The sequence below is a fragment of the Bacillus sp. AM1(2019) genome (genome assembly GCF_009906915.1).
Taxonomy (GTDB): Bacteria; Bacillota; Bacilli; order Bacillales; family Bacillaceae; genus Bacillus; species Bacillus velezensis.
The window spans coordinates 2439029-2452051 of sequence record NZ_CP047644.1 but is presented as its reverse complement, the minus strand read 5'-3'; the positions used below and the strand labels follow the sequence as shown (position 1 = coordinate 2452051).

The window sequence follows — 13023 nt, the reverse complement described above, 5'->3', positions numbered from 1 at the left end:
TAAAGGGTAGCCAGTTTTTCCGGCAATGAGAGTGATATTGAAAATGGTGAGATAATGGTAGAATATCAAGTGAAAATTGATACGTTTGAAGGCCCATTGGACCTGCTGCTTCATCTGATTAACCGTCTTGAAATCGACATATACGACATACCCGTGGCAACCATTACTGAACAATATTTATTATATGTACATACAATGCAAGAGCTTGAACTTGATGTCGCCAGTGAATATCTGGTCATGGCGGCGACGCTTCTCAGCATTAAAAGCAGAATGCTGCTTCCGAAACAAGAAGAGCTGTTTGAAGACGAAATGCTTGAAGAAGAAGACCCTCGGGACGAGCTGATTGAAAAACTGATTGAGTATAGAAAGTATAAAACCGCTGCGAAGGATTTAAAAGAGCGGGAAGAAGAAAGACAAAAGTCATTTACAAAGCCGCCGAGTGATTTAAGTGAGTATGCAAAAGAAATCAAACAGACCGAGCATAAACTGTCGGTGACCGTTTATGACATGATCGGCGCGTTTCAAAAGGTGCTTCAGCGTAAAAAAATCACGCGGCCGAAAGAAACGACCATTACAAGACAGGAAATACCGATTGAAGACAGAATGAACGAAATCGTAAAAAGCTTAAAAACGGCGGGGAGAAGAATAAACTTCACGGAGCTTTTTCCTTCTCGGCAAAAGGACCATCTCGTCGTGACGTTTTTAGCAGTCCTGGAACTGATGAAAAATCAGCAGATTATCATTGAACAGGAAGAAAACTTTTCAGATATATACATTACGGGGAGTGAATCCATTCATGGCGCTTGATATCGTGAATTGGAAAGCGATTGTGGAAGCCCTGCTGTATGCGGCGGGTGATGAAGGGCTGACCAAAAAGCAATTGGTGACGGTGCTTGAAATAGAAGAAGCGGAACTGGCCGGAATCATGGAAGAAGTGGCCGCTCAGTACAAGGAAGATGACAGGGGCATCGAGCTAACCGAATATGCGGATACGTATATGCTTGGAACGAAAAAAGAATTCGTGCCTTATTTGAAAAAACTAATTGAAGTGCCGTCAAAAGGGCTGTCACAGGCTTCTTTGGAAGTGCTGGCGATCGTTTCGTACAAGCAGCCGATCACACGGGCGGAAATTGAAGATATCCGGGGCGTGAAGTCTGAGCGGATTCTGCACAGCCTCGTGTCAAAAGCGCTGCTGTGTGAGGTGGGCCGCGCCGACGGTCCCGGCCGGGCGATTTTATACGGCACGACACCGGTATTTCTTGAACAATTCGGCTTAAAAACATTGGAGGAGCTCCCGCCGCTTCCTGAAAATGCGGAGGAAGACGTTCTCCAGGAGGAAGCCGATTTATTCTTTGAAAACTTCAACCAAACTTTTGAGGATATTAAATAATAATCGTTTTTCATCATACGATAGTAGGGAAAGGCCATTGATGAATGACGCAAATGACGAAGTAAAAGAGAGGAAGGAAACGGACGGAAATGGGAAATTCGATTGTGAGGGCCCATACTGAAGAAACTGGTGAATTTTTAGCCGAGGTTGTCACGATGGTCAGCAGCTATTTAAATCATACAACATTGCCGGAGATGCGGGCTCAAGGAGAGGCGGATGAGGCATACTGCCGCGACGTGCTCAGTGTGCTGAGGAGGATGACCGTCTTTTGCGAAGGCGCCCAGGAAGCCTGCCGCCGGCTCTTAATGCAGGAGCCGTTTCATGAGGTGAGAGCGGAAAAAACGCTGTATAAAGTGTATCATCAGTGCGTGGAAGAATTTTTCATGCCGAAAAAGGATACATGGTACGAAAACAGCCGCGCCGCTTATACAGGCCAAAGCGCGATTGAATTCTACCAGCAAGTGCCGGATTCGCTGCGGAGCCTTCTGCTTTCGCTCAGCAGTGAATTTCTGCGCATGCGGGAAGAATTGGCGCAATATGAAGCATCAGGCTCAAATATGGCATCAGTCAGATAAAAACTCTTCCTTTTGGAAGAGTTTTTTTATGTGAAAGTGATGCAATTGGTATTCATAAGTCATGGACATGCGCATAAACTTGTACAAACCCACAACAAGGACGTGAGCATTCATGCGCTTTCTCAAAAAAGCTGCCGTATTTCTTTTGACTTTTGTTATTCTTTTTTCCATTACAGACGGCAATACGGCACATGCCCAAATACATGTCAGCGCAAAAAGCGCGATTATAATCGACGGAGCATCTGGCCGGGTGTTATTCGCCAAGGATGAACATCATAAGCGGCGGATTGCAAGCATTACGAAAATCATGACGGCGGTGCTGGCGATTGAATCAGGGAAGATGGAAGAGACCGTGACGGTTTCCCCGAATGCCGTAAAAACGGAAGGCTCAGCCATTTATCTTCAGCCGGGACAAAAAGTAAAGCTGAAAGATCTCGTATACGGGCTTATGCTGAGATCAGGAAATGACGCCGCTGCGGCAATAGCGGAATATGTCGGCGGAAGCCTTGACGGTTTTGTATTTATGATGAACAAAAAAGCCGAGCAAATCGGGATGGAAAATACAAAATTTCAAAATCCGCACGGGCTGGACGACCATGAAAATTTATATTCAACGGCGTATGACATGGCGCTTTTGACTAAATACGCGATGAAAATCAAGGAATACCAAACCGTTTCAGGCACAAAAGTGTATAAGGCGGAAACGATGGACCGGGTATGGAAAAATAAAAACAAGCTTCTCACAGGGCTCTACCGTTACAGCACAGGCGGAAAAACAGGTTATACAAAAATCGCGAAACGGACGCTCGTCTCGACGGCCTCAAAAGACGGTACGGATCTCATCGCGGTCACCATAAATGATCCGGATGATTGGGATGATCATATGAATATGTTTAATTATGTCTTTGATCACTATAAAACCTATGTCGTCGCAAAAAAAGGCGGCATTCCGAAGCTGAAAAAGACGTTTTACGGAAAGCGCGCTTTTATTGCCCGGGATGTCAAATATTTGTTAAAAGAGGATGAAATCGACGATTTAAAAATCCGCACAACCTTAATAAAACCGAAAAAAGCCTGGAAAAAGGACGCCTCTCTCATTCCTGATGTCGTCGGCCGGATGACTGTTATGCATGATGGGAAAGTGATCGCCAAGATCCCAGTCTATTATGAAAATGAGCGCCATAAAAAACCGAAAAAGCATTTCATTGAGACGTTTACGAGCCTGTTTATGAGCGCGGCGGGCGGTTCGTCATGGTCAATTTAATCTGGGTATGTCTGACGGTAATCGGACTTGTCTTTGCGATGTTTAACGGTACCTTGCAGGATGTGAATGAAGCCGTTTTTAAAGGAGCGAAAGAAGCGGTTACGATCTCGTTCGGATTAATGAGCGTTCTCGTGTTCTGGCTCGGCCTGATGAAAATAGCCGAGCAGTCCGGCCTTTTGGATATATTCAGCAGAATGTGCCGCCCGTTTATTTCTAAGCTGTTTCCCGATATTCCCCCTGATCATCCGGCGATGGGATACATCTTATCAAATCTCATGGCAAACTTTTTCGGACTGGGAAATGCGGCGACACCGCTCGGCATTAAAGCCATGGAGCAGATGAAAAAGCTGAATGGAGGTAAGTCTGAGGCCAGCCGTTCCATGATTACCTTTTTGGCGGTAAATACTTCGAGTATTACATTGATACCGACAACCGTCATTGCCGTGCGCATGTCTTACTCGGCGAAATCACCGACCGATATCGTCGGGCCGACCATCCTAGCGACTTTAATTTCGGGGATCGGCGCGATTTTCATTGACCGCTACTTCTGGTACCGCCGCAAAAGAAAAGGGAGGTAAGCGAATGGAAATGGTGAATTGGCTGTCTTTAGCCATGATTCCGATTATTATCGCCGGTATATTGATATACGGCACGATCAAAAAAGTGCCGACGTATGAATCATTCGTTGAAGGCGGAAAAGAAGGAATTGAGATTGCGTTTTCCATCATTCCGTATTTGGTCGGGATGCTGGTGGCGATTACCGTATTCCGGGCCTCAGGCGCGCTGGATTTTGTCATGGGGCTGTGCAAGCCTTTCTTTACAACGATCGGCATTCCCGCAGAAGTCGTGCCGCTTGCTCTGATCCGCCCGATTTCGGGAACGGCGGCGCTCGGCATGACGACAGATCTGATCGCCGTGTACGGGCCTGATTCATTTATCGGCAGACTGGCCTCGGTCATGCAGGGATCGACTGACACGACGCTGTATGTCCTGACGGTGTATTTCGGGGCGGTCGGCATCAAAAAAATGGGGGATGCTTTAAAGGTTGGTCTTCTTGCTGATTTGATCGGGGTGGTTGCATCAATCATCATAGTTACGTTATTATTTGGAAGCGCCTGAAATCAGGCGCTTTTTATATATCAGAATAACTCTCCCTGAAAAAGCTTGTTTGTTCAAGGGGAAAAAAGTAAGATTATACTTGAGGTGAACGACATGGAAAGACTGCAAAAAGTTATTGCTCATGCCGGCGTGGCATCACGCAGAAAGGCGGAAGAGCTGATAAAAGAAGGAAAAGTAAAGGTGAATGGAAAAGTAATAACAGAGCTCGGCGTAAAAGTGACCGGTTCTGATCAGATTGAAGTAAACGGATTAAAGGTGGAGCGGGAAGAACCCGTGTACTTTCTGCTTTATAAACCGAGAGGAGTGATCTCAGCAGCTGATGACGACAAAGGGCGGAAAGTGGTGACCGACTTTTTCAAAGAAGTGCCGCAGCGCATTTATCCGATCGGCAGGCTTGATTATGATACGAGCGGACTTTTATTGCTGACAAATGACGGCGAGTTTGCCAACAAACTCATGCATCCGAAATACGAAATTGATAAGACATACGTCGCCAAAGTGAAGGGGATTCCTTCCAAGGAACTTCTGAGAAAGCTTGAGCGCGGCATTCAGCTTGAAGAAGGCAAGACGGCGCCGGCCAGAGCGAAAATGCTTTCCCTGGACAAAAGAAAGCAGACGAGCATCATTCAGCTGACGATTCATGAAGGCCGGAACAGACAGGTCCGCCGCATGTTCGAGGCGATCGGTCATGACGTGCTGAAACTAAAACGTGAAGAATACGCATTTTTAGATTTAAGAGGCCTGCGCACAGGAGACGCAAGAGAATTGTCGCCGCATGAGGTGAAAAGGCTGCGGGCTTTAGCTGAACACGGTAAAAACGCTTTCTAATTTTCACATAACCTTCAAAAATTACAAAACGTGTTGATGATATAATTGAATGGATTTGCAGGCAGGGGAGGGGAGCAGTGTACAATGAACAAAAAACGGCGGCGTTTATTCATTCGGACCGGCATCCTTCTCATCTTACTCTGCGCGCTCGGATATACCATCTATAATGCCGTATACACAAACGGTGAGCGTATATCTGAGGGGTCCAAAGCCCCGAATTTCGCGCTGAAAGATACAGAGGGCAGACTCATAGAACTGAGTCAGTTAAAAGGAAAAGGTGTTTTTCTGAATTTCTGGGGAACGTGGTGCGAGCCGTGCAAGCAGGAATTTCCCTACATGGAGAATCAATACAAGCATTTTAAAGACCTCGGTGTCGAGGTGGTTGCGGTAAATGTCGGCGAATCAAAAATTGCAGTACATAATTTTATGAAAACATACGGCGTCAATTTCCCGGTTGCGCTCGATACTGACCGGCAAGTGCTGGACGCGTACGGCGTATCACCTATTCCGACGACATTTTTGATCAATCCCGACGGAAACGTCGTGAAAGTGGTGACCGGCACGATGACAGAACGCATGGTTCATGACTATATGAATTTAATTAAGCCGGAGGCGTCTTCATGAAAAAGGTCAAATGTGAATGCGGGCACGTGAATCCAGCCGGGACGGTTTTGTGCGAGTCGTGCGGGAAGCCGCTTGATGATCAAAAATCGCCGCTTGCGGATATGCGGTACGACGGCAGCGCAAGGCGTTCGCAAACATATAACAAAACAATCGTAGATAAGGTATGGAACTTCTTTTCTTCCGTGAAAGTCGGAATATGGCTGATCGTCATTACTCTGGCGGCGTCTGCTTTCGGCACGGTTTTTCCGCAGGAAGCTTATCTGCCGCCGGGCGCCCAGCCGGATACATATTATGAACAGCAGTACGGCATAATCGGTCAACTGTATTATCTGCTGGGATTTCATCACCTGTACGGCTCATGGTGGTATATGCTCCTGATCGCATCCATTGGCATATCACTGGTCATCTGCAGCCTGGATCGGGTGATTCCTTTGTACAGGGCACTGAAAAATCAAGGAGTTCGGCGGAATCCGGTCTTTTTGAAGAGGCAGCGTCTATACAGCCGGACAGAAACCGAGCTGAGCGGGGATGCGGCTGATAGCCTCAGAACACGATTGAAAAAAAAGCATTATAGAGTGCGAGAACAAGAGGGAAGCATTCTGGCGGAAAAAGGCCGTTTTTCAAGGTGGGGGCCCTACGTCAATCATATCGGTCTGATCATTTTTCTGATCGGAGCCATGCTGAGATTTGTACCCGGTATGTATGTCGATGAAACGCTCTGGGTCCGTGAAGGCGAAACCGCCCAGATCCCCGGCACTGACGGCAAGTATTACTTAAAAAACAACCGGTTCACGATGCAGACATATAACAAAGACACTGAGAAAAAAGTATTCGCCGACGCCATTGACAGAGCCGGAAACGGCAAAGTCGCCAAATCCTTCACAACGGACGCGGTTTTGTACAAGAGGGAAGGCGACATTGTATTCGGTGAAAAGCCGAAGCTTAAAAGAGTCAAAGAAAACAATATCCGCGTCAATGAACCGCTGCGCTTTGACTCCTATTCTGTGTATCAGGTGGACTATAAAGAAAACCAGCTCGATCAGATGGTATTTCAGCTGATCGACCAAAAAACAAAACAGTCATTCGGCAAACTGAAGATCAATCTTCTTGATCCCGACACGGACTATGATCTTGGTAACGGTTACAAAGTGCAGATCGCCAGTTATCTTCCTGATTTTTATTTTAACAAGGACGGAGAACCGAGCACGAAAACGAAGGTTCCTAACAATCCGGCTTTTGTCTTTAAAATCACGGCTCCTGACAAGCCGAAAGGGGAGAAAAGTTTTGTTGCGATTCAGCAGACTGTTGAAGGTTCCGAAAGTAACAAGTACAAATTAAAATTCGACCATGTGGAAACGAAAAACATTACAGGACTCACCGTCAGAAAAGACTTAACCTTATGGGTGCTTGCCGTCGGCGGCGCGATCTTTATGATCGGCGTCATTCAAGGAATGTACTGGCAGCACAGAAGGATCTGGATCAAAACAGGTGATCATGAAGTGCTTGTGGCGGGACATACGAACAAAAACTGGTTCGGTCTGAAAAAAGATATCGAATTTGTTCTTAGCGGGACCGGGATTCAAGAGCCGGCCGATCAAAAAGAATTGGCCAAAAATCAGGCCTAGTGAAAAAGGAGTGGTGTCATGGCGGAGCTGAGCGCAAATTTTCTTTATGCTGCCTTTTTGATTTATTTAATTGCCGTCCCGGTTTTCGGCGGCGCCATCCGGGGAACAAAAGGTGCTAAGGACGGTAAGGGCCGCTGGTCGGCTATCGGAATCACGTTAACCATTTTCGGATTTCTTTGTCATCTCGGCTACTTCATTGCGAGATGGTCGGCAAGCGGACATGCGCCTGTCAGCAATATGTTTGAATTTACGACGTCATTCGGCATGATGCTTGTTCTCGCTTTTATTATTATTTACTTTATTTACAGACTGCCTTCATTAGGCATGTTCACATTGTCTATCGCGCTTTTGCTTATCGCATATGCAAGCATGTTTCCGACAGACATCACGCCGCTTATTCCGTCACTGCAGAGCAATTGGCTGTACATTCACGTCACAACGGCGGCGCTCGGGCAGGCGATTCTTGCGATCAGTTTTGTAGCCGGCGTCATTTTCCTGTTAAAGCATGTCGACCAATCCAGACCGGGCAAAAAAACGTTCTGGCTTGAAGTCATTATGTTTATACTCGTGACGACCGTGGCATTTATCGCCGTCACGTCGGCATTCCGGCTGGCGGACTACAAAGCTGAATTTAATTGGGTGGATAAAAAAGAGGCCAAAAGCGTCATGATATATGATATGCCTGCGCTTGTCGGCCCGCATGACGGAGAACTGCTTACGGAAGGCGCAATGAAGCCGCTTATTGAGCTTCCGGCCATTTTTTCAGGCAGAAAGGTCAATACGGTGATCTGGTCGTTTGGCGCAGGTCTCGTTTTATACGGTGCGCTCAGGCTGATATTCAGAAAGAGAATCAGCGCTCTTATAAGCCCGCTCGTCAAAAATGTGAATCTGGACTTGGTCGATGAAGTCGGCTACCGCGCTGTTTCTATCGGTTTTCCGGTATTCACACTCGGCGCGCTTGTGTTTGCGATGATTTGGGCGCAGCTTGCATGGACGCGTTTTTGGGGCTGGGACCCGAAAGAAGTATGGGCGCTGATCACCTTTTTATTTTACGCAGCGTATTTGCACTTGCGGCTGTCAAGAGGCTGGCATGGCGAAAAGTCCGCGTGGCTTGCCGTCATCGGCTTCGCCATTATTATGTTTAACTTAATTTTTGTGAATCTCGTGCTTGCCGGACTTCATTCGTACGCATAGATGCAAAAAGCCGATACAGTTCTCAAGCTGCCGCACAGTTTGTTAAAATGAAAGTAACAGAAGGAAAGCAGGGGGAAAACGATGGATCAAACAAATGAAACTAAAATATTAGTAGTAGATGATGAAGCCAGAATTCGACGCCTTTTAAGAATGTACCTTGAACGGGAAAACTATGTGATTGAAGAAGCGGAAAACGGCGACGAGGCCATTAAAATGGGGCTGGCATCAGATTATGATCTGGTGCTCTTGGATTTAATGATGCCGGGAACGGACGGAATAGAAGTATGCCGGCAGCTCAGAGAAAAAAAAGCGACGCCGATTATCATGCTGACGGCAAAAGGGGAAGAAGCCAACCGCGTCCAGGGGTTTGAAGCGGGTACGGACGATTATATCGTCAAGCCTTTCAGCCCGAGAGAAGTGGTGCTTCGGGTAAAGGCGCTTTTAAGAAGGGCTTCCCAAACATCTTATCTGACAGCCAATACCCCGACAAAAAATGTGCTCGTCTTTTCGCATCTATCCATTGATCACGATGCTCACAGGGTGACTGCGGACGGCACAGAGGTGAGCCTGACGCCGAAGGAATATGAACTGCTGTACTTTCTGGCGAAAACACCGGACAAAGTGTACGACAGGGAAAAGCTTTTAAAAGAAGTGTGGCAGTATGAATTTTTCGGAGATCTCAGAACGGTGGACACCCATGTCAAACGGCTCCGTGAAAAATTAAATAAAGTGTCCCCGGGAGCGGCGAAAAAAATCGTCACCGTATGGGGAGTCGGATACAAATTTGAGGTAGGCGCTGAATGAAGTTTTGGAAAAGCGTAGTAGGTAAGCTTTGGTTTACCATTCTTTCACTCGTGTTAATTGTTTTATTTATTTTAACGGTGCTGCTTCTGGAATTTATAGAAAATTACCACGTTGAAGAAGCGGAAAAAGATTTAACGCAGCTTGCCGATAAAATTGCGGTCATAATAGAAAATCATGAAGACCAGCCGCTTGCCAGATCCATCACGTGGGAACTGGCGGACAATTTAACGAGCATCGCGATCATTCAGGATGATAAGCATGTCTGGTATTCGCCCAATGACGATAATCATTTATCCTCTATTACATTAGAGCAGATCAAACATGACCGGGATCTGCACAAGGCGCTGACAGACCGCAAAAAAGTAAGCAAACGCGCGGTCCCCAACAATGCCGGTTCGGATAACGAACGGCTGATCGTCGGAGTGCCGTATGAAAAAGACGGCAAAAAAGGCATGGTCTTTTTATCCCAATCGCTGCTTGCCGTCAAAGATACGACGAAACATACAACCCGCTATATTTTTCTTGCGGCGGGCATTGCCATCGTCTTGACAACGTTTTTCGCGTTCTTTTTATCCAGCAGGGTGACATATCCCCTTCGGAAAATGCGGGAAGGCGCCCAAGACTTGGCGAAAGGAAAGTTTGATACAAAAATTCCGATTCTGACCCAAGATGAAATCGGGGAACTGGCCATTGCCTTTAATCAGATGGGACGGCAGCTCAATTTCCATATTAACGCGCTGAATCAGGAAAAAGAACAGCTGTCCAATATTTTAAGCAGTATGGCAGACGGTGTCATTACCATTAATATCGACGGCACCATTTTGGTGACCAACCCGCCGGCCGAACGTTTTCTGCAGGCATGGTATTATGAGCAGAACATGAACATTAAAGAAGGAGACAACCTTCCCCCCGAAGCAAAAGAGCTATTTCAAAATGCAGTGAACACGGAAAAAGAGCAAATGATTGAAATGACACTTCAAGGAAGGTCATGGGTTTTATTGATGTCGCCTCTTTATGCGGAATCACACGTCCGTGGCGCCGTGGCCGTGCTCCGTGATATGACCGAAGAGCGCAGGCTGGATAAATTGCGTGAAGACTTCATTGCCAATGTCAGTCATGAGCTCAGAACCCCGATTTCTATGCTGCAGGGATACAGCGAAGCAATAGTGGACGACATTGCAAGCACAGAAGAGGAGAAAAAAGAAATCGCGCAGATCATTTATGATGAATCTCTTCGCATGGGCCGGCTCGTCAATGATTTGCTGGATTTGGCCAGAATGGAATCCGGACATACGGGCCTGCACTATGAAACGGTAAACCTGCATGAATTTCTGGAGAAGATCTCCCGCAAATTTTCCGGGGTAGCGAAGGAAAAAGGCGTTTCGCTCACAGAAGACATCTCGGTGTCTCAGCCGGAGTGTGTCTTTGACGAAGATAAAATGGAACAGGTGTTTACCAACCTTATAGATAATGCGCTGCGCCACACGGAGTCAGGCGGAAGCGTTCATATCGCGGCTCAGACCGTAAAAGACGGACTGAAAATCGATATCAAAGATTCCGGCTCGGGAATACCGGAAGAGGACCTGCCTTTTATTTTTGAACGTTTTTATAAAGCGGACAAAGCAAGAACAAGAGGCAGGGCGGGAACCGGACTCGGACTCGCCATCGTAAAAAATATCGTGGAAGCCCACGGCGGTTCAATTGCGGTTCACAGCAGCATCGACAAAGGGACGACGTTTACATTTTATATTCCGACAAAAGTGCAGGATGACGTCTGAAATTGACGAACAATCTTGTTCCATACGAAACACCCGCATGTTCTGCGGGTGTTTTTTTATTTGTTTCTCCTTTAAAAATTTAAGAATATGTTAATATAAATTCCCTTCCAAATTCCAGTTTCTCGTAATATAGTTGTAATGTAACTTTTCAACGCATTTTTACGACAAAAAAGTGAACGGAGGGGTTTCCCATGGAAGAAACCTTTCAGATATTATATGATGCATACCATCAAGATTTATATCAATTTTTATTTTATATGGTAAAAGATAAGTCGCAGGCTGAAGATTTGGCGCAGGAAGTGTATATCCGCGTCTTGAATTCCTATCATACATTTGAAGGAAGAAGCAGTGAAAAAACATGGCTGTTGTCCATCGCACGCCATGTGGCGATTGACTGGTTCCGAAAGCAGCAGACGATCAGACAGCGTATTATGGGTACGTTTGATTGGGATACACAAGATGTCAGAGATCAGCATTTGCTTCCGGACGAACTCGCCGTACAGCATGAAAACGTCCGGGAAATTTATACCGCGCTTGATCATTGCACCATTGATCAAAGAGCTGTTATTATCTTGAGATTTATTCAGGGATATTCCATTCAGGAAACAGCCGCCGCTCTCCGCTTCTCGGAAAGCAAAGTCAAAACGACCCAACACAGAGGGCTCAAAATACTTCGGAAACAGATGGAGCTTTTGAGGGAGGAGCTAATGGATGATGAAGTCATATTGGAACGAAGAAAGAGTAGAGGAGTTGTTAAGACAACTTCCGGCGGTTAGAGATCATCGTTCACCCGAGGCCATTTACCGGAATATTGAAACGGGTAAACCGTACAGGAAAAAGCCGGCCCGAAGCTGGATCGGCCCCGCCGCAGCCGGCGTCTGCGCATTGTGCATCGCTCTGATTATATCTCCTCACCTGATGACAAACAAATCTTCCGGTGATCTGACCGCTGACAGCCGCCAGACTGAAAAAGCCAGTCAGTCAGCTTCTGTCAAGCCGCCGGATCAGAAGACGTTCGTCGTCTCAAACCAAAACAAAAACAATTACATTACTTTGGCATTTGCCGATTCAGAAACATCCGCCGTCATTCCGGTCAGTTTTGAAAAAAAGAAGCCGGATGAATCGGTATCAGAGGCTTTATCCGAAGCGGAAAACCTAGAAGTGCCCGAATCCTTCCTTTCTGTGCCGAACCTTTTGGACGGTGTGCAGGTAACGGCGGATAAGAAGGATTTGCTTGTGCAGGTAAACGGACGGCTTTCTATCGAATCAGTTGCCGATGCTGACTTATTGAAAAAGATGCTGAAAGAGACTTTGACATGGAGTCCTTACGAGCGGATTAAATTGAAAAAGGTTCAAAACGGAGCCGGACAGGATTTTTATAAATCTTACGGCATTTCCGCTGAGATGTCCGTACATAAACAGACAAACCGGGCGTATTTTTCTTACAGCGACAGTCTGGGACAAGAGTATCTCATCCCGTCTGAACAAACCTATTATTCAGTATATCAGGCTATTGACGGGATGAAGACAACAGACGGAGGCTCACAGACCGCGAGCATTATAGAAGCAGGTGCGATTGCATCGGTATCGGAAAGGGAAGACGGCGAGCAGCTGCGGATTCAATTGTCCGAAAAACATAAGGTTGAAGATTCGCTGGAAGGGATTTTAATGATCGAAGGGCTTCTGTTAACCGCGAAGGAATTCGGTTATTCTGAGGTGCTGTTCACACATGCGCATACAAAGAAAATCGGTAATTATGATGTGACAAAACCTATCGCTGTGCCTGCCGCGCCTAATCCGCTTCCAAGCCATTAAACGTAAA

14 protein-coding genes are annotated in these 13023 nt (G+C 46.5%); all 14 read left to right on the top strand.

Going from position 1 to position 13023, the window contains the following annotated elements; all coding sequences use genetic code 11:
• Nucleotides 1–54 precede the first annotated feature (54 nt).
• The 14 genes from GNE05_RS12115 to GNE05_RS12050 all read left to right on the top strand — a co-directional run bounded on the left by GNE05_RS12115 (nt 55) and on the right by GNE05_RS12050 (nt 13016).
• Nucleotides 55–807: a segregation/condensation protein A gene (locus GNE05_RS12115; protein WP_160182846.1), complete on the top strand. Its 753-nt coding sequence runs from the start codon at nt 55–57 to the stop codon at nt 805–807.
• Entirely contained in the window at nt 797–1390 is a 594-nt protein-coding gene (gene scpB / locus GNE05_RS12110; protein ID WP_007409428.1) for an SMC-Scp complex subunit ScpB, read from the top strand. Before GNE05_RS12115 ends, scpB begins: the two co-directional genes overlap by 11 nt.
• A gap of 89 nt (nt 1391–1479) precedes the next feature.
• Nucleotides 1480–1965 (top strand): DUF3907 family protein, encoded by a 486-nt coding sequence (locus GNE05_RS12105; RefSeq protein WP_003153380.1) that lies wholly within the window; start codon nt 1480–1482, stop codon nt 1963–1965.
• A gap of 112 nt (nt 1966–2077) precedes the next feature.
• Nucleotides 2078–3229 (top strand): D-alanyl-D-alanine carboxypeptidase family protein, encoded by a 1152-nt coding sequence (locus GNE05_RS12100; protein ID WP_160182845.1) that lies wholly within the window; start codon nt 2078–2080, stop codon nt 3227–3229.
• Nucleotides 3217–3807 (top strand): nucleoside recognition domain-containing protein, encoded by a 591-nt coding sequence (locus GNE05_RS12095; RefSeq protein WP_160182844.1) that lies wholly within the window; start codon nt 3217–3219, stop codon nt 3805–3807. Before GNE05_RS12100 ends, GNE05_RS12095 begins: the two co-directional genes overlap by 13 nt.
• Nucleotides 3808–3811: 4 nt before the next feature.
• Nucleotides 3812–4348, top strand: a complete 537-nt coding sequence (spmB, locus tag GNE05_RS12090) for a spore maturation protein SpmB (RefSeq protein WP_025649804.1) — start codon at nt 3812–3814, stop codon at nt 4346–4348.
• A gap of 93 nt (nt 4349–4441) precedes the next feature.
• Nucleotides 4442–5176, top strand: coding sequence for a 23S rRNA pseudouridine(2605) synthase RluB (gene rluB / locus GNE05_RS12085; RefSeq protein WP_007612296.1), 735 nt, complete (start codon nt 4442–4444; stop codon nt 5174–5176).
• An 84-nt stretch (nt 5177–5260) separates the two neighbouring features.
• The gene (resA, locus tag GNE05_RS12080) at nt 5261–5800 is read left to right on the top strand and encodes a thiol-disulfide oxidoreductase ResA (protein ID WP_014418277.1); all 540 of its coding nucleotides are present in this window, start codon (nt 5261–5263) and stop codon (nt 5798–5800) included.
• Nucleotides 5797–7425, top strand: coding sequence for a cytochrome c biogenesis protein ResB (resB, locus tag GNE05_RS12075; protein WP_003153393.1), 1629 nt, complete (start codon nt 5797–5799; stop codon nt 7423–7425). Before resA ends, resB begins: the two co-directional genes overlap by 4 nt.
• Before the next feature lie 18 nt (nt 7426–7443).
• Complete coding sequence (gene ccsB / locus GNE05_RS12070) at nt 7444–8619, top strand: c-type cytochrome biogenesis protein CcsB (RefSeq protein WP_003153395.1); 1176 nt, start codon at nt 7444–7446, stop codon at nt 8617–8619.
• Nucleotides 8620–8700: 81 nt separating this feature from the next.
• Complete coding sequence (gene resD, locus GNE05_RS12065) at nt 8701–9423, top strand: DNA-binding response regulator ResD (protein ID WP_003153397.1); 723 nt, start codon at nt 8701–8703, stop codon at nt 9421–9423.
• Complete coding sequence (locus tag GNE05_RS12060; RefSeq protein WP_007409435.1) at nt 9420–11201, top strand: ATP-binding protein; 1782 nt, start codon at nt 9420–9422, stop codon at nt 11199–11201. The genes resD and GNE05_RS12060 overlap by 4 nt, the downstream gene beginning before the upstream one ends.
• A 191-nt stretch (nt 11202–11392) precedes the next feature.
• A complete protein-coding gene (gene sigX / locus GNE05_RS12055; protein WP_014418276.1) occupies nt 11393–11977 on the top strand; it encodes an RNA polymerase sigma factor SigX in 585 nt (194 codons plus the stop codon).
• The gene (locus GNE05_RS12050; RefSeq protein ID WP_017418055.1) at nt 11952–13016 is read left to right on the top strand and encodes a hypothetical protein; all 1065 of its coding nucleotides are present in this window, start codon (nt 11952–11954) and stop codon (nt 13014–13016) included. Before sigX ends, GNE05_RS12050 begins: the two co-directional genes overlap by 26 nt.
• Nucleotides 13017–13023: the final 7 nt, after the last annotated feature.